This window comes from Acinetobacter sp. UBA991 (assembly GCF_002292065.1).
GTDB classification, from domain to species: Bacteria; Pseudomonadota; Gammaproteobacteria; order Pseudomonadales; family Moraxellaceae; genus Acinetobacter; species Acinetobacter higginsii.
The window spans coordinates 19,593-37,442 of the sequence record NZ_DBBF01000013.1; the positions used below are offsets into that span (position 1 = coordinate 19,593).

14 protein-coding genes are annotated in these 17,850 nt (G+C 44.8%); 5 read left to right on the plus strand and 9 right to left on the minus strand.

Annotation, left to right across the window (positions count from 1 at the left end; genetic code table 11):
- Window positions 1-307: 307 nt before the first annotated feature.
- A complete protein-coding gene (locus B2727_RS04995; protein ID WP_033133558.1) occupies window positions 308-2,548 on the minus strand; it encodes a TonB-dependent siderophore receptor in 2,241 nt (746 codons plus the stop codon).
- 280 nt (window positions 2,549-2,828) lie between these two features.
- The gene (gene soxR, locus B2727_RS05000) at window positions 2,829-3,311 is read right to left on the minus strand and encodes a redox-sensitive transcriptional activator SoxR (RefSeq protein ID WP_033133557.1); all 483 of its coding nucleotides are present in this window, start codon (window positions 3,309-3,311) and stop codon (window positions 2,829-2,831) included.
- A 319-nt stretch (window positions 3,312-3,630) separates the two neighbouring features.
- Between soxR and B2727_RS05005 the strand changes: the two genes are divergently transcribed.
- Genes B2727_RS05005 through adeC form a run of 4 tightly spaced genes read left to right on the plus strand, consistent with a single transcriptional unit; the run spans window position 3,631 to window position 9,685 of the window.
- Complete coding sequence (locus B2727_RS05005; RefSeq protein ID WP_033133556.1) at window positions 3,631-4,059, plus strand: DoxX family protein; 429 nt, start codon at window positions 3,631-3,633, stop codon at window positions 4,057-4,059.
- Complete coding sequence (locus tag B2727_RS05010; protein WP_033133555.1) at window positions 4,056-5,159, plus strand: efflux RND transporter periplasmic adaptor subunit; 1,104 nt, start codon at window positions 4,056-4,058, stop codon at window positions 5,157-5,159. Before B2727_RS05005 ends, B2727_RS05010 begins: the two co-directional genes overlap by 4 nt.
- A gap of 12 nt (window positions 5,160-5,171) precedes the next feature.
- Window positions 5,172-8,255 (plus strand): MexW/MexI family multidrug efflux RND transporter permease subunit, encoded by a 3,084-nt coding sequence (locus B2727_RS05015; protein ID WP_033133554.1) that lies wholly within the window; start codon window positions 5,172-5,174, stop codon window positions 8,253-8,255.
- The gene (gene adeC, locus B2727_RS05020; RefSeq protein WP_096089475.1) at window positions 8,252-9,685 is read left to right on the plus strand and encodes an AdeC/AdeK/OprM family multidrug efflux complex outer membrane factor; all 1,434 of its coding nucleotides are present in this window, start codon (window positions 8,252-8,254) and stop codon (window positions 9,683-9,685) included. Before B2727_RS05015 ends, adeC begins: the two co-directional genes overlap by 4 nt.
- Before the next feature lie 228 nt (window positions 9,686-9,913).
- Here the strand turns inward: adeC and B2727_RS05025 are convergent, their stop codons facing one another.
- The 3 genes from B2727_RS05025 to B2727_RS05035 are packed head-to-tail and all read right to left on the minus strand — an operon-like array spanning window position 9,914 to window position 13,213.
- Entirely contained in the window at window positions 9,914-10,837 is a 924-nt protein-coding gene (locus B2727_RS05025) for an alpha/beta hydrolase (RefSeq protein WP_033133553.1), read from the minus strand.
- Window positions 10,838-10,873: 36 nt separating this feature from the next.
- A complete protein-coding gene (locus B2727_RS05030; protein WP_033133552.1) occupies window positions 10,874-12,361 on the minus strand; it encodes a flavin-containing monooxygenase in 1,488 nt (495 codons plus the stop codon).
- 12 nt (window positions 12,362-12,373) lie between these two features.
- Window positions 12,374-13,213: an SDR family oxidoreductase gene (locus B2727_RS05035; RefSeq protein WP_033133551.1), complete on the minus strand. Its 840-nt coding sequence runs from the start codon at window positions 13,211-13,213 to the stop codon at window positions 12,374-12,376.
- Window positions 13,214-13,340: 127 nt separating this feature from the next.
- On the opposite strand from B2727_RS05035, the gene B2727_RS05040 reads away from it, so the two are divergent.
- On the plus strand, window positions 13,341-13,967 hold the full coding sequence (locus B2727_RS05040; RefSeq protein WP_004805327.1) for a TetR/AcrR family transcriptional regulator: 627 nt from the start codon (window positions 13,341-13,343) through the stop codon (window positions 13,965-13,967).
- Here the strand turns inward: B2727_RS05040 and B2727_RS05045 are convergent.
- From B2727_RS05045 to B2727_RS05060, 4 genes are all read right to left on the minus strand, one after another.
- Window positions 13,964-14,863, minus strand: a complete 900-nt coding sequence (locus tag B2727_RS05045; RefSeq protein WP_033133550.1) for a metal-dependent hydrolase — start codon at window positions 14,861-14,863, stop codon at window positions 13,964-13,966. The two genes, B2727_RS05040 and B2727_RS05045, sit on opposite strands and share 4 nt — an antisense overlap.
- 34 nt (window positions 14,864-14,897) lie before the next feature.
- Window positions 14,898-16,127 (minus strand): NADH:flavin oxidoreductase/NADH oxidase family protein, encoded by a 1,230-nt coding sequence (locus tag B2727_RS05050; RefSeq protein WP_033133549.1) that lies wholly within the window; start codon window positions 16,125-16,127, stop codon window positions 14,898-14,900.
- A gap of 95 nt (window positions 16,128-16,222) precedes the next feature.
- Window positions 16,223-16,969: an acetoacetate decarboxylase family protein gene (locus B2727_RS05055; RefSeq protein WP_033133548.1), complete on the minus strand. Its 747-nt coding sequence runs from the start codon at window positions 16,967-16,969 to the stop codon at window positions 16,223-16,225.
- Entirely contained in the window at window positions 16,966-17,769 is an 804-nt protein-coding gene (locus B2727_RS05060) for an SDR family NAD(P)-dependent oxidoreductase (protein ID WP_033133547.1), read from the minus strand. The genes B2727_RS05055 and B2727_RS05060 overlap by 4 nt, the downstream gene beginning before the upstream one ends.
- Window positions 17,770-17,850 lie beyond the last annotated feature (81 nt).

The window sequence follows — 17,850 nt, forward strand, 5'->3', positions numbered from 1 at the left end:
TTTTATAGATTATCTGCTTGAATTTAGCGCATTTTACTCAAAATATCGTTTTACTGTCCATACAGAACCGTCTATTTATGACAATTTGCGTCACTTTTTTGTTCGCTTTATATTATCGAGTCAGGGTAATTAAATTTATGCTTTTGAGTTAGATTGTTTTTTACTTAAAATACTTTGATTCACTTTAGCTATTTTTATAATAAACGTTGCTGCAACTTGCACCTATGGCATCTAAAAAATCTTTTGAATAAAGGCCTATTCTGATCGTTAGGCCTTTATTCACGATTAAAAGTTTATTTTCTGCTGTTTAGAATTTGGCACGTAGCGATAAAGTTACATTACGTGGTTCGCCCCAATAAACACCATTATAGAAACCGACCTGTTGATAGTATTTTTCATCAAATAAGTTATTCACTTGTAAGTTTGCACTGAATGACTCGTTGAAGGTATAGCCCATATTGGCGCTTGCCAAGAAGTAAGCATCTTGTCGCACATAACTATCTGAGTTTTTAGGTGCACTGCTCGACTTACTTACCACCTCACTTTGCCAATTCACACCAAAGCCAATATTGAACTTATTGGCGCCGTCCCAGAGCTGTTCAGGGAGTTTGAAATTGGTATAGATTTTGACTTGATTCTGAGGAAGCGTGGTTGAAGCCTTCACAGTTTCTGAACTAATACTGTTCACATAGGTATAACCCGCCGTAATATTCCACGTCGGTGTGATTCGACCGATGGCTTCTAACTCAAAGCCTTCAATTTTTAGGCCTTCACCCGAGGCTTTCATTGGGTCACCGCCATCATCGGTTTTAATACCTGCTGCGATCGCCTCTTCATCACGAACTGCAACATTCTCCTTTTTCGACCAGAACGCAGCAGCGGTTGCCAAAAGTTGGTTATCCAATAAACTGGCTTTTAAACCCGCCTCATAGCTTTTACCTGTTTCAGGATCTAGGAAACTGTTATTGCGGTCTTTCTGGCTGCTTGGATTAAACATATCGGTATAACTGGCATAAGCAGTGACAATATCGTTAATCGCGTAAGTGGTACCAAAGTAAGGTGTGAAAGCATCGGTTTTCACATCACTCTTGGTACCATTCGTTGCCGAATAATCACTATAACGTCCCCCGACAATCAATTTTAGATCATCTGTTAGGTTTAGCTTTAAGGTACTGTATGCACCATAATTACGTTGTTTCGCATCTTTAGTCGAAGGAATAACCGTGTAGCCTGGTTTAGGTGTTGTATTACCATTCCATGTACGCCAATCATTAATCACACAAGTATCACCAATATTATTAGAAGGTAGCGTTACCCCGTCCACTTTCTTGGTACAAGTCAATTGATTACTGGCAATACCGTCAATAGCTCCACCCGGACTATCTGTAGAACGATCAAAGCCATTTCCACCAATCACCAATTCATGCTCACGATTAAATAATTTAAACGGCCCACTGGCGAACAACTCTAAGCTGGTCTTTTTAGATTCAGATGTTGGATATACTGTTGACCAAACCCCAACGCCCGTTCCATCATTTTGGTTAGGAAAACCAGAACCGCCGTAAGACATCAGCCAGAAACTTTTGGACAATGAATGTGAAGCTGCCGCCTTGATCATCCAGTCATTCTCAAATTTATAGGTCAAATCAGCAAATACAGTTTTGTCACTTTGGCTAATGGTATTCCAGCGATTGGCCAAGCTGAAATTGCGCGGTAAATTGGCCAGCGAACCATCTTGATTCCAGTACGGTACAGTTCCCCACGTCGAACCCCGTGGTTGGTTGTCTTGATATTGAAAACCAATACTGCCTGTTAATTTGTCCGTGATATCGGCTTCAACCATCGCCATCGCCGCCAAGGTTTCCAGAGAGTAATAATCCATATAGGATTCTCCCTCTCGACGTGCGGCCATCACACGGCTGCGCACACTGCCATCAGCCGTCAAAGGGATTGAAACATCCGCCTCATTGCGAATGGTATTCCAGCGACTAAATGAGGTGGCAACCGAGCCTGTCAGTTCCTTTGCAGGACGTTTCCGAATCATATTAATGGTGGCAGATGGATTTCCCGTAGATCCTGTTAAACCTGTTGCCCCCTTCACGACTTCAATACGATCAAAGAAAAAACTATCAACCCGTGGGCTATTCTCGCCAATTGGCATGCCATCAATTTGACGATTGCTAATCGCATAGCCTCGCGCAGAATAATTTGAGCGTTCACTATCATTTTTAGTGACCGTGACCCCTGGCGTGGCCGCAAGCACATCATCAATAATATTGAGATTCCGTTGCTCAATCTGTTCCCGCGTAATGACACTGACGGATTGTGGTGTTTCTTTTAAGGAAAGTTTTAGCTTGGATGATGTACGAGATGATTTCGCTTGAAAGCTTTCGCTACCTTCTGTTTTTTCATCCTCGGCTGCAACTTTGATGGTTGGGAGTACGCTTGCGCCCTGTTCTTGCGCCCAAGCGTGATGTGAAAATGCCCCGAAAATCAGAATCGATTTTATCGCAATATTTAAAGCAGATTGTTTAAGCTGATTGTTCATAATGCTACAAATTAATAAATAAGAATCATTATTATTATCAATATCAATACAAAAATAAATGCAGAATTCACAATTACTTAATATTTATTTGATCTTTTGGGCCAAAAAAGGAAAACGAATCATCCATAGAGATCAAGATGATAATCAAATACATCGAAGCACCAATGTACTTCGATTCAGGACAGGAGCTCAGTTAAAATTTTTTTACTTATACTTTCTGTAGTCGATATAAAGTATATTTTTCCAATCTAAACTAGGTTAATTATTATTTTTCAATCAATTAAAGCTCTAATATTGAATCATCCTCGCGCTCTAGAATACGCGGACCTGAGCCCTGCTCTGCCAGAATATCTTCTGGATTACGCAAACGGCATTGTTCCAAAGATAAACATCCGCAGCCAATGCACCAGTCCATTTCATCCCTTAAACGAGTCAGCTTCTGGATTCGCTCATCCAAGTCCTTACGCCAACAGGTCGATAATTCTGCCCACTGCTCAGCCGTTAACTTGCTACCTATTGGGTAAACACTCAATGCTTTTTTAATCTCCTCCAATGAAATGCCAACTTTTTGCGCGACTTTAATAATGCCGATATAGCGCAGCACAGCCAAAGGATAACGACGTTGATTGCCATTGGTTCGAATACTTTTAATCAGTCCTTTGGATTCATAAAAATGTAGGGTGGAAACCGCGACACCACTTCGTTTGGCGACTTCCCCAACCGTCAGCATCCGATTGATATCAATTTTTCGTTCGAGTGTCATGATTCAATATCTCAAGATTACTTTAGGTTTTATAGTGTATGGCAAAGTAGTTTGTCAATTTAAAGCCTCCCATCATGAGTCAGAACAAGCCATTTGCTTAAGCTCAGCTCCATAAAAAATGCAGAAGCATCGACACAAATTGTGCTGACACTCCTGCTAAAAATGCCTTTTTCCAGACTTTAATTTTCGAGCTCACCCCATTGACCTCAATATAACTTGAGGTTTTAGACTACTTGGCACTGCATTATCAAATGCAATTAAGCAATTCATTTTTAATGTTTTTCAGCAGTCAGTCTGAATCTACTCAGGAAATACGCCTATGCCGTACTTCATTAAATCAAGTTTAGAAAGTCAATGGTTATGGATCATTAGCCGGTGTTGTCTGGCACTGTTATTTTTTAGCTCAGGTCTCAGCAAAGTACTGGATGTCAATACTGGCTTTCAGGAAATGCAAGCTGCAGGTTTAGAACCTGCATGGCTGTTTAATTATGCCTCGGCACTGGTTTTACTTGTGGGTGCATACAGTATTTTGTTTGATCGCTACCTTTGGCTAGGTGCTGCACTGCTCTCTGTTTTTTTAGTGATTACAATTGTATTGGTACACACCTTTTGGAATCTGTCTGGGGGACAAGCACAAATCTCGCTTTATTTTGCACTTGAACACATTTCGGTGATTGGTGGCTTAATCGGTACGGCTATTGCCAGCCATTTTCGTCAACAGCTGCAAGAGGTTGGAGTGATCGCATGAAAACCAAACTGCGTATTTTGCTGATTATCAGTATTTTAATTGTGATTGCTGTAGCCACTTATGTTTATTTTAAATCCCGCTCCACAGAGAATGCTTCCAGCTACAGTTATCCACCCGTAAAAGTCGCGCTGACAACAGTCAAACAACAAGTCACACCGCGTATTCTGTCCAGTATTGGTGAGTTGGAGGCTGTACGGCAAGTTCAAGTTTCAGCGGAAACAACAGGCGTGATTGAACAGATTTATTTCCAGTCAGGACAATTCGTCAAAAAGGGACAATTACTGGTTCAACTCAAAACCAATGTCGAGCAAGGCAATTTAGGTCGGCTACAAGCCAAGCTGAAACAGGCAGAAATGACCTATCACCGCACCAAACAACTGATTGATAGCAATGCGATTTCACGTGCGGAACTAGATACGGCGCTAGCCGATCGAGATATGACCCGTGCTGAAATCCAGCAATTGCAAGCGCTAATTGAACAAAAGTCCATTCGTGCGCCCTTCTCTGGGGTGATCGGGATTCGCCAAGTTCATCAAGGGCAATACCTTGAAGCAGGCATCAGTATTGCCAATTTAGTGGATACACAGCAACTGCTTGCCAATTTCACACTGGATGAACAACTGGCGGCACGGTTAAAAACCGGCCAAGCCGTTCAATTAAAAATAGATGCCTTTCCCGAACAAAGTTTCACTGCCGTAGTAAATGCAATTGATCCAATGGTGAGTAAATCTAGAACCATGACTGGACAGGCACTGCTCAATAATCAGCATCAACAATTAAAACCAGGCATGTACGCAAAAATAGAAATACAGGAAGCCAATCTACCCAGTTTGGTCATCCCTGAAACTGCAATTACTTATACCGCCTATGGCAACACTGTTTTTCTGGTGAAACATGGGCCACAAAAACAAACGGTACAACGGGTTGCGGTCGAACTCGGCGAACGTCATCAAGGTTGGGTCGAAGTACAATCGGGTATTAAAGCTGGTGACCAAGTGGTGGTTTCAGGACAAGTCCGACTTAGTGATGGTATGCAAATCGAACCGACGGTGAATAGCCTAGAGCAAACTTCATCATCCCAAGCCAAAGCCAAGCTTTAGGGAGACACTCAGATGAAATTTACCGATCTTTTTGTAAAACGCCCTGTACTGGCTCTGGTGGTCAGTACCCTGATTTTATTGGCGGGTTTATTCTCACTGAATAAATTGCCGATTCGCCAGTATCCTTTATTAGAAAGTTCAACCATTAGCATCAGCACTGAATATCCGGGTGCATCGGCTGAGCTGATGCAAGGTTTTGTCACGCAACCGATTGCCCAAGCGGTCTCTTCGGTTGAAGGCATTGATTATCTCAGTTCGTCCTCAGTACAAGGCCGCAGTGTCATCACCTTACGTATGCAACTCAACCGAGACTCCACTCAAGCCCTGACCGAAGTCATGGCCAAGGTCAATCAAGTTCGCTACAAATTGCCTGAACAGGCATTTGACCCTGTGATTGAACGCTCCTCAGGCGAATCGACCGACGTAGCCTATATCGGCTTTTCCAGTGAACAGCTGTCTATGCCCGAGCTAACCGACTACCTGTCACGGGTGGTTGAACCGATGCTATCCACCATTGATGGCGTGGCAAAAGTTCAAACCTATGGTAGCCAACGCCTTGCCATGCGGATCTGGCTAGATGCAGACCGTTTGGCCAGTCGTGGTGTGACCGCTGCCGATGTCGCTAGTGCGATTCGTCAAAACAACTACCAAGCCGCCCCCGGCCAAATCAAAGGTGAGTTGGTGGTTTCCAATGTCAATGTGTCAACCGAGCTGACCAGTATTCAGGACTTTAAAAATCTGGTGATTCGTAATGATGGGCAGAACCTGATTCGTTTGCAGGATGTCGCCACGGTTGAACTTGGGGCAGCATCTACCGAAACCAGTGCCTCGATGGACGGGCAACCCGCAATTTTTATTGGTTTACAGGCCACTCCAACAGGTAATCCACTGGTGATTGTTCAAGGCATCAAGGATAAATTGCCTGAGATACAGAAAACCTTACCCCCCAGTGTCAAAGCCAATCTAGCCTATGAAACCGCACGTTTTATTGATGCTTCAATTGATGAAGTGCTGCATACCTTTATCGAAGCCCTAATTATTGTGATTGTTGTGATCTATCTGTGCTTAGGTTCACTTCGTAGTGTCTTGATTCCTGTGGTGACAATTCCGCTTTCAATGCTGGGTGCTTTAGGCTTGATGCTGATTTTTGGCTTTAGTATTAACTTACTGACCTTATTGGCGATGGTACTAGCAATTGGACTGGTGGTGGATGATGCCATTGTAGTGGTGGAAAACGTACACCGCCATATTGAAGAAGGCTTGTCACCTATTGCTGCTGCACTGGTCGGTGCACGTGAAGTCGCAGGCCCCGTAATCGCCATGACCATTACCCTTGCTGCGGTCTATGCGCCGATTGGCCTGATGGGTGGACTAACGGGTTCATTATTTAAGGAATTTGCACTGACCTTGGCAGGCGCAGTTTTGGTCTCAGGGATTATTGCCCTCACCCTCTCCCCAGTGATGAGTTCCTATCTGCTGCAATCCAAGCAGGACGAAGGCCGAATGGCCAAAGCTGCTGAATGGTTCTTTGAACGTTTAACTCATGTCTATCACCACTTACTGCAATTTTCATTGCAGCATCGTTGGATCACTGTGGTCTTTGCCGTTGCTGTTTTTGCCAGCCTACCTTTTCTTTATCAACTCCCACAAAAGGAATTGGCCCCACTGGAAGATCAAGCCAGTGTGCTGACCGCGATTAAGGCACCACAACATGCCAATTTAAACTATGCCGAACACTTCAACTATGAATTAGATAAAGTGTTCTGGACCCTACCTGAAACCAGCACCACATGGATTATTAATGGTACGGATGGCCCAGCAGCCAGTTTCGGGGGCACTACCCTATCCACATGGGCTGAACGTACGCGCTCTGCTGATGAACTTCAACAGGAATTACAAGCCAAGGTCGGTGCAGTAGAAGGTAGCAGTATTTTTGTATTCCAAAATCCAGCTTTGCCCGGTTCAACAGGTGGCTTACCAGTACAGATGGTGCTGCGTAGTGCGCAAGACTATGCCACCATTTATCAAACCATGGAAAATATCAAACAAAAAGCACGTGAAAGCGGTCTGTTTGTGGTGGTAGACAGTGATCTGGATTTCAACAATCCGATGCTGAAAATTGAAGTCGATCGTGCTAAAGCCAATAGCTTGGGCATTCGGATGCAGGACATCGGCGAAGCACTCGCCACGCTCGTGGGTGAAAACTATGTCAATCGTTTTAGTATGCTGGGCCGCGCTTATGATGTGATCCCTCAAAGTATCAAAAGCCAGCGCCTGACCCCACAAGCATTGACCCAGCAATTTGTACGCACTGATCAGGGGACATTGATTCCATTGTCTACCGTCGTCCATCTAAATGAACAGGTTGAGCCGAATAAACTGACACAGTTTGACCAGCAGAATGCCGCAACCTTCCAAGCCATTCCTGCGCCCGGTGTTTCTCTCGGCCAAGCTTTAGCTTTCCTTGAGCAAGTCACGGCTGAGTTACCGACAGGGTTTAGCCATGACTGGCAAGCTGATGCCCGCCAGTATATGCAAGAAGGCAATACGCTGTTGTTTGCATTTTTGGCTGCATTGGTGGTGATTTATCTGGTCTTGGCCGCGCAATATGAAAGTCTGGTCGACCCGTTCATTATCTTAATTACCGTGCCCCTATCGATTTGCGGTGCCTTGATTCCTTTGGCACTCGGTTATGCCACCGTCAATATCTATACCCAAATTGGTCTGGTGACCCTAATCGGTTTGATTAGTAAGCATGGCATCCTCATGGTTGAATTTGCCAATGAGTTGCAACTGCATGAAGGACTGAATAAACAGGCCGCCATCCTTAAAGCGGCACAAATTCGCTTACGCCCGATTCTGATGACCACGGCGGCGATGGTATTTGGTCTTATTCCACTACTGTTTGCGACGGGTGCTGGCGCACATAGCCGTTTTGGTCTTGGATTGGTGATTGTGTGCGGCATGTTGATTGGCACATTCTTCACCCTGTTTGTATTGCCCACCATTTATAGTCTGCTGGCACGTCAACATAACCAAAGTTCGGCTCGTGTGCAGGAACTACAGAAAATTGATGCAATGGAGTCTCAAGCATGAATAACGATCCAGTCTTCACCAAAAGCTCCCAGCATCATTCATACAAGCAGATGATCAGCACTGGACTCATCATGGCAGCTTTGGCCATGTCACTCAGTGGTTGCCAAAATCTTAAACCACAACCACCCAACGTCAGTGCTGATATTCCGAACAGTTACGACCATTCGATTCAAGGCAGCTCCATTGCATCCCAAGGCTATCAGCAGTTTCTTGCTGATCCGCGTTTAGTGCAGGTGATTGAACTAGCCCTCAGTCATAATCGTGATTTACGCAGTGCAAGCCTGAATATTCAGCGTGCACAGCAATATTATCAGATCAGGAAAAATGATCAGTTTCCAATGATTGCTGGCCGTGCAGAGCTGCTTCGCCAAGTCTCTCCGACACTTGATCCAAACAATCCCCGTTCAAGCTTGCAAGTTGGCCTTGGTTTGACAGCTTATGAACTGGATTTTTGGGGACGGGTTCGCAATCTGAAAGATGCGGCACTGGATCGTTATCTGGCGACCCAAAGTGCGCGTGATGCCATGCAAATCAGTTTGGTCAGTCAAGTCAGCCAAGCTTGGTTGGATTATGCCTTTACCCATGCACAGTTAAAACTTGCCCAACAAACGCTTGCGACACAATTGAATGCCTATCAGCTCAATCAAAAACGTTTCGATGCGGGCACTGACAGTGAAATTCCCTTACGTCAGGCACAGATCTCAGTCGAAACTGCACGTCATGATGCGGCCAACTATCAAACGCAAGTGCTGCAGGCGCAGAATTTACTCAATCTATTGGTGGGACAACAGCTTCCTGTAGATCTCTTGCCACAACAACCCGTTAAAAACATCAGTACCAACGCAGTTTTAAGCACAGGTTTAAGCAGTGATTTACTCAATAATCGTCCTGACCTCAAGCTCGCTGAATATCAATTGCACGAAGCAGGTGCCAATATTGCGGTTGCCAAAGCTGCCTTATTTCCCAGCATTCGATTAACAGGCTCAGCGGGTTATGCATCGACTCAACTCAGTGATCTGTTTAAATCTGGTCATGCGGTCTGGTCGATTGGCCCGAGTCTGGATCTGCCGATCTTTGACTGGGGTACCCGTCAGGCCAATCTTAAAATTTCAAAAATCGAGCAGCAAATCGCCCTATCGAATTATGAAAAATCCATTCAATCTGCCTTTAAAGAAGTCAATGATAGCCTTGCCACACGTGCCTATATGGATGAACGGATTACTGCACAACAGCGCCTAGTCGATGCGACCAATCGGAACTACAAACTGTCTAATACCCGCTTTCGTGCAGGGATTGATAGTTATTTAAGTGTCTTGGATGCACAACGCTCTCATTATGCTGCTGAGCAAAGTTTGCTATTGCTGGAACAGGCACGGCTCAACAATCAGATTGAACTCTATAAAGTATTGGGTGGAGGCTTAACACAATAATCACCGCAACGGGTTTTAAGAATGGCTACGGCTGTTCTTAAAACCTCATCCAACCAACCAAAGATAAGCTAGGCTAATAACCGGAACCAAAAGAGCAGCCTATAATCGAGTTAAGCCGATGTTTTATTTCTTATTTGTGAATCATTGTCTATTTTTAAGATCAATCAGCGATTTATATAAATGTTAAAAAATTAAAATGAACCGTTTAAAAAGTCTAAAACGTGAAGCTTATGTCTTTGCCAATGTCGCTTGAATAAAATCACCAATCTCATCTAAGGCCTGTTCAGATTTTTGCACAAAGCGATTAAACATCTGAAAGTTATGCCACATATTTTCATAGACATGCAGATGAACCTGCACACCCGCTTGTTGGGCACGCTCAGCCAGATTGATCGCATCATCCACTAAAATCTCTTCACTGCCTGCTTGAATCAATAACGGTGGAAGACCATTTAAATCAGCAAAAATAGGTGAAATACGTGGATCATTAGATCGTAATTGCCCGCGATATCCATCCCCACCCCGTTTTAAAGCATAAGCACGAATCATCGGATCTCGTTTGGCATTTTTAAATACCGAAGCTGAACTCAAAGTAATATCCACATAGGGCGAAATCATGATCATCCCAGCAGGTAAAATCTGCCCTGCCTCTCTTAATTCCACCGCGAATGCTAAGGCCAAAGCACATCCACCAGAATCTCCACCCAAAATAATTTGCTCAGGCGTCCAGCCATCACTCAGTAAATGTTGATAGACCGACCTCACATCCTCCAATGCCGCAGGATAAGGATGTTCAGGCGCACGTCGATAATCCAGCATATATACTTTGACCTTGGCCCGTGCAGCCAATTCGGTAGCAAGTGCTCGATGGGTTCGTGATGAACCTGCAAAAAAAGCACCGCCATGACAATGCAATAATATCCCTTGCACCTCACCCGCAGGCCTTGCCACTTCGACGGGAACAATACGTTGATCCCGTGCATCTCTTAATTTAATCTGCTGTATAGCAACATCGGCTCTGGGTTTAAAAATACGTGATCCAAGCTCCATTGCACCACGCAAGATCGGAAAAGGTAAAGCCAGACCACTGGCCAGCTTAAAACTCAGCCGCAAGCCCAGTTTCACGCCTGTTTCAATCAGCTTTTGCTGCATCATATGCTCCTGTTGATGGCATCACCGAGTCATCATTTAACTGGCTTTTTGATCCATTTTAGACTCAGTAAAACCAAGTACATAATCATTCAGATCGCATTGTGCCAAGCGAGCACGCATCTCAAAGGTGGTCCATGGCCATAAAGTACTGTTACGACCATTCCGATCGATAAAGTAGCTGCTGCATCCACCGGTATTCCACACCGTATTCGTTAATGCCGCTTGGATTTCATCATTGTATTGCTGCAATACCTCAGCACGAATTTCAACAGTTTCAATCTGCTGCGCCTGTACTTTTTTCAGCATATCCAAGATATATGCCAATTGTGCTTCAATGATGATGAGTGCCGATGAGCTGACCGCAATATTAGGACCAAACATGACAAAGGCATTTGGGCAGCTTTCGACCACCGTACCAAGGTAGCCTTGGGCACTGCCTTGCCATACTTCGTCCATGCTTTTACCATGTTTATTACGAATCTGTTTGGCAATTGGCGGATTACTGACTTCAAAGCCTGTACCAAAAATAATCGCATCGACCTCATGTTGCGATCCATCACTGGCGATCAAAGTATTGCCATGCACTTCTTCCACCCCACAACGCAATACCTCTACATTCGACTTTGCCAATGCTGGATACCATTGATTGGACTGTAATACCCGTTTGCAACCGATGGTAAAGTCAGGCAATAGTTTTTCTCGTAGCGCAGGATCTTTCACCCCTAAGCGAATATTCAATTTGGCTAAGCGTTCAATCTGGCTGACCAGTTTTGGATGGTGCATACTGGAATTTAAGGATTCAAATACGCCATAAACGCCATAACGGGTCAAACGCTGAGTGACTGGAAGTACTTTAAACAGTGCCTGAGCAAGTTTTGGTAGGCTTTGATCCATTTTTGGCAATACCCATTGTGGGGTACGCTGCAGTAAAGTGAGTTTCTCCACTTGGGCTTGAATCTCAGGTACAAATTGAATTGCAGATGCACCTGCACCAACAACGGCAACCTTTTTACCATTTAAGTCAACATCATGATTCCATTCTGCCGAGTGGAACTGAGCCCCTTTAAATGTCTCTAAACCTTTAATCCTAGGCAATACAGGTTGATGCATTGGCCCACCCGCCATAATCGCAAAACGGGCATGGATAAGGCCATGATTGGTTTTCACCACCCAATGTTTAGCCTGATCATCCCAAGCACTTTCCAGCATTTCATAGCCAAAGCGTACATACTTTTGCACATCGAATTGCTGTGCAACATGTTGTATATAGGTCTTAATTTCTTGTTGCTGTGCAAACACCCGACTCCATTGTGGATTCGGTGCAAATGAATAGGAATATAACGCCGACGGCACATCACAAGCACAACCTGGATAAGTGTTGGCACGCCAGACACCGCCAATTTCATCGGCTTTTTCCAAGACCACAAAATCTGTAAAACCTGCTTGCTGTAACTTAATGGCTGCACCAATCCCTGCAAAGCCAGCCCCGATAATCACCACGTGAAATTTTTCGATCTTCGCCATGAGTTTTAATCCTTATTTTGTCTGTGCCAATTGGCTTAAACGTTGGCTATATGCTTTGCGATCATTCTGATCCAAGCCTTTTAAAATACGATCATCTCCGATCAGTTTTCGGAATCCAGTATTCAACCAATGCGGGACCAATCCATAGGCTTTCGGGGTATGGGTTAAATAATTCGGCACCGCAATTTCAGCAAGATTATGTGCGATGGCTTGAATAATCGCATTCGCCACATCTTGGGGTTCTACCGTCGGAATCGGCAAACTGTCTCCAGTTCCAGACGACAACTCAGTCAAGACTTTGGACGGTAGCACTGCCGATAAGCCAATCGGCGTGTCTCTAAGCTCTTGTTGCATCGATGCGGTTAAACCCACCACAGCAAATTTGGTCGCGCAATAAATACTGGCACCCGGAATCGGATATTTACCTGCTAGCGAAGCCACATTGACGATATGCCCTGTTTGTCGCTCCAGCATTTTGGGCAATACCGCTTTCATACCATGAATCACTCCACGTAAATTGATATCAATTTGCGCATCGGTAATGGCTTGGCTTTCCTCGACCATCGCCCCCATTGGCATAATGCCAGCGTTGTTGACCAAGATATCGATGGGACCCAATTGCTTTTCAATCTGCGCAATGAGGTCATGAAATGAGTTCTGTGAACGTACATCCAAATAGCCGCCAAAGCCTTGCACTTTAGTGGCGGCTTGCTGAGCCAACTCTAGATCAATATCGCCAATCGCCACTTTGGCGCCAAGTTTCCTAAAGGCAACGGCGGTGGCCAAACCAATCCCTCGTCCACCACCGGTAATCAGCACCACTTTGTTTAAAAAATTGTATTTTTTTCCCATGTCCAGTTCCTTTCGCCAGTCAAAAAACCACCAATTCGGAATATAATGTCATTTACGGAATGAAGTGTCAATTTTAGTTGATTTTGTTTTATCGTATTTCCGATAAAGTTCTGATAAAATTTTTAGCATGAATGATCAAACAACTCTCTCGCGTGCTGAACGCCAACGTATTCAATTACAAGCAGAAATTATTGAAGCTGCTTTTTTGGAATTTTCTGAACGCGGTTATCATCAAACTGCGATCTCTGACATTGCCAAAAGACTCGGTATTGGTCACGGCACTTTCTATCGTCATTTTGAGAATAAAAGAGACATCCTAGATAAAGTCATTGTCGATACCATGTTCAAAATAACCGCCTTATTGGCCGATGAAAATGCACCAGATGCGGTATCCACACTGGAGGCTTATCGTATCCAATGCGAACGGATTTCCAGTAAATTTCAGGAGTTTGCCAAGGACAATCCACGTGCGGTACGTTTGATTTTGCTTGAAGCGACCTCGATTGATAAAGAAATGACCGCCCAAGTGCATAACCTGCTGCACCTTGGAGGTTTACTCACTGCAGACTATTTAAAAAATGGGGTGAAGTGCGGTTATTTAAAAGCAGATCTAGATACTGAAATGACAGGACATGCCATTGTCGGCATGATTATCGCCGGCGCATTTAAGTTCTTATCTGCACCTGAAGATGCCAATCTGTTAAAAAAATATAGCGATGCTGCAATTCAAATGATGATGGCGGGCATCGCTTAAAACTCAACTTTGGCTTGTGATTTATGTGGCTTAAATGCTGGCATTTGATTTAAATAGGCCAAGGCCTGCTCTGTTGCCCCTTCATGTAATGGGCTGTGTTTGGGATTAAAATAGCGTAAGCAAGCAGTCAAGACATCACCCACACGCGGCACGCGATCCTGTCGTGCGGCACGTAAATAGTCTTTGATGCGAAAACGCTGCGGTAATTGCGGATCTTTTGCAACCAAGGTTTCCACAGCAACATAAGCCAATATAATAAATAAAGGAAAGGTAATAGCAGCTGTACCTGTTCGTAACAGTAAGTTATTACTTAAATGCCGAAACAGGGCATCGGCGACTTCACGATGTTCTACTTCTTCGGCACCATGCCACTGCAATAGGCGTAGCATTTCCTCATCGACAGGTGCTTGTTGTAAACCTTGTGCATTGAGTACCCAATGTCCTAATACGCCAGTAAGGTGTTCCGCTGCTGCAACCATAGCAAGGCGGGTATGTAACCATGTCTGTTTCAAGCCTGAGTGATGCAGCTCATAACCGAATGGTTTCTGCCCAAGCATGTCATGAAATATCCAGTTCATCAGTTGACTATATTGACTCAGATCAATCCCCAAGGCCTCAATATGTCGCGTGCCCAAGATATGTCCATGACTGTGCGCCCCTTCCTGTTTAATAAAAGCGATGACTGCTGCTTTTAACTGTTCATCCTGGATTAGTGGCAGTGCATCTCTGAAGGTCTGACAGAACCAGCGTTCAGGTGCGGGGGTAATTGGGTTGATGACATTAAGAATCTGCGACGCCAAAGGATCATCATAAATCCAATGGCTCGGTGTTTCTGTAAAATCAAATACGGGACGTCGAGGAACAATGTGATGGGTTTGTTTGATTAATCCGCGCATAAAAGAACTCCTTGTATCAATAAAACCTTGAGCACTAATCCTGCGTCAAAATGTTAAAGCCCATACGCGGTCCAAATGCCAGTAAAGTACGGACGAGACTCTTAATCGCCTTCGGTTGTTGACCACTACTAATACGACGGAATTGAGCTGCATGCCAAGCCAATTGCAGATAAGCATCGATAGGTTTATAGCCAACTGCAGGAATTTTTGTAGGCGCTGTGACTGATTTTCCTGCCATGAGCTGTTTGGCTAGATCTGGCTGTAAGGCGAAAGGACGAGCTAAACCGACGACATCTACCGTGCCATCACTGACTAAACGATTCATTACGTCTACATCGCGTAGTCCACCAGTCAACATCAGTGGTAATTGACTTTGTTGGCGCAATGCGGTGGCATAATCTAGAAAATAAGCATCTCGCTGAACCTGACGATCAGGGGCATAGCCCAGTTGCGCTGGAGATTCGTAATTGCCCCCAGACACTTCCAATAAATCTATCCCTTCCTCTTCTAATGCCAAAGCAATGTGCCGTGACTCTTCCTGACTCAGCCCGCCTTTCTGGAAATCGGCAGAATTCAGTTTGACACTGAGGATTTTATTTTTGCCAATGGCCTGACGCACAGCTCGAACTGTTTCAATCAAGATACGACGACGATTTTCTGGATTCCCGCCCCATTGATCGGTACGGGTATTGACCAAAGGCGATAAAAATTGAGATAACAAATAGCCATGTGCCGCATGGACTTGTACACCATCAAAGCCAGCCTGTACCGCCAATGCCGCTGTGGTGGCAAAACGTTGGATTTGTTCTAGGATTTCTGTTTCAGACATGGCTCGCGGGACACGAATCAGATTCATTGCGGGTAAATCTAAGCCTACTGCTGAAGGTGCAATCGGCTTTTTAAGTAACGGCAGTACAGCAACCCGCCCCGGATGGTTAATTTGCATAATAATCTTGCTGCCATTGGCTTGTGCCGCTTGGGCCCAAAGTTTATGCGCTTGTAAGAATTGTTCATCTTCCAGCACCACATTTCTTGGCTCAACAAAGGCACGATGGTCAACCATGACATTGCCAGTGATTAATAAACCCGTACCGCCTCTGGCCCATGCCGCATAGAGTTGCTGTAAATCCGTGGTGGGCGAGCCATGTCGATCAGCCAATTGTTCACTCATGGCAGACTTTGCAATTCGGTTTGGAATAGTGATGCCACATGCCAAAGCTAATGGTTGTTGTAAGGGTGAATGGCTAACATTTGATTGTGTCATTTTGCTGTTCCTCAAACTCTGATCGATATAGATCGATGTCATCTGTTTTATTCATTTTTCTGAGTAAATCTATAAGTCAATCTGGGGTTTATCCTCTATAAAACCCGTGGATTAAATTGACGCAATAAAAACAACGGAGTCCGTAATCGAGGAATTTGAATCGGTGGAATCAAGCCACCCGATAAATCCACCCGATGTAAGCGCGCATCCACCACTTTGCCTAAGCCCATTTCATGCAAAGGATCATTCACCGTTCCCCTAAAGCATAATTCCATCTCCACACGACGCACTTCAACAACATGCTCTTTCGGGGTGAATCGAACTTCTCGAGGTAAACCTAACCCCAAACCACCTGTAATATTACGATGCGGCAAACCTAAAATAGGCGGTGCATCCTGTAGTACTTCACCCAATTTAGCTTCCATTTCAATCAGCACCGTCCCACGGCGTGATGCTTGGCTGATGATGCGTGAACCATCATTATCCCAACTGATTTCCCCAATTTTTTTCGGATAACCGAGCAACTCACGCCCAATAATCATGGCGCGATCATCATCCAGTATCATCCACGGGCAAAAGATGCCGGTTTTATTGCCGACCTGAATATGCACAAATAGTCCCGCTTCGTGATAAGCGCCGGTATACACATTTTCAGGGAAATAAGCACAAAACAAATCCGCTCTGGCTGGTTTCGCCAGCTTCATTCCAGCAGGCAGCCAACGTGCCATTCGCTTCTCATCGACTTCGACCACCGCAGTTAAATATTGGGCATTGTGATAGAGCTTATTGCCCAAATTGGCGAGACCTATGGGTGTGCGTAAATCTTGAATCAACTGTCTCATGCTTTTAATCTCGAAAAGACGTGCTTTAATATCGGTAATAAAATAATGCGCGGGGTATAACGTCCCCCTAGAGTCTGTGCCTGTGCAATTAAGCCGGGAATCACAATACGGCGATTGCAAGCCATGCCTTGAATGGCCTCTTTAGCAACCCGTTCTGCAGTTACCCAAACCAGACTGCCACCAATTCCATTAATCTTGCTGATCCCTGCCACTGCATTAAAACCGGTGATAGTGGGACCAGGTGCCAATAAGGTGCAGCTCACCCCAGTACCGCTCAGCTCGCTATACAGCGACTCGGCAAAAGAGTTAGCAAAGGCTTTGCTTGCCGCATAAGTGGCATTGGCTGGTGTGGGTTGATGACCTGAGGTAGATCCAACAATAAGAATGGCACCCCGTCGTTTCTGAATCATATTGGGCAATACTGCCAATGTCAGATCCTGTACAGCCACTACATTTAGCTCGGTCTGTTCACGTTCACGATCTGCATCTAAGTCCTGCAATCGGCCAAAAGTGGCAAAGCCTGCGTTATTACATAAAATCGCGACATCCAGCTGCTCGAGTTCTTGACGGAATTGAGTTCTTGCCTCGCGATCCGCGAGATCACAGGGACGTAACATCACGTCAACTTGATATTTTTGACCTAAATGAAGCGCTAAAGCCTCAAGTTTATCAACTCGTCGTGCCACCAGAACAAGCGAATAGCCACGTGCAGCGAATTGTTTTGCGAGTTCTTCGCCAATACCAGACGATGCGCCAGTAATCACAACGGGGGAATCTTTAATAGGAAGAGGTAAACTCATTACCAATACTCAGATCAACAGAATAACCCTAGTATCAAAGAGCTAAAACTTGAGCGTGAGCGGTAATTCAGCCATACTGCT